Origin of the sequence: Acinetobacter sp. LMB-5 (assembly GCF_001541635.1) — a bacterium.
Taxonomy (GTDB): Bacteria; Pseudomonadota; Gammaproteobacteria; order Pseudomonadales; family Moraxellaceae; genus Acinetobacter; species Acinetobacter pittii.
In genome coordinates, this window is record NZ_LRDR01000097.1 from 1 (window position 1) to 359 (window position 359).

General features: G+C 37.0%; 1 protein-coding gene. It reads left to right on the forward strand.

Annotation, left to right across the window (positions count from 1 at the left end; genetic code table 11):
• Window positions 1-359, forward strand: a 359-nt coding sequence (locus AW165_RS19890; RefSeq protein WP_212823954.1) for a hypothetical protein, incomplete at both ends; no start/stop codon positions are given.

Genomic DNA, 359 nt, shown 5'->3' on the forward strand with positions numbered 1-359 from the left:
ATGGTACGTTAGTTATAGACATTTCAGGAATAAAGAACAATCCTCCGAACATAAATACACCAGAGGATTATCCGAAACGGCTTCAAACAGGCAGCGAAGCTGTTATCGATGTAACTCCATATATCTCTGATTTAGAAGGAGATGACGTTCAATTGGTTCATGTTCATGCTGAAAATATTGATGTAGAACTTACTTCACCATATGATGTAAATAATTTATCTTTTAATGCAATGAGCAACAAGCTCGGTCTGTACACGGTCTACTATACTGTATATGATCATGAAGATAACGGTTTTAGCTCAGGGCAATTAAACCTAACATTCGTTGAATCACGCGCAGGAAAAGTACGTTTAGGTTTC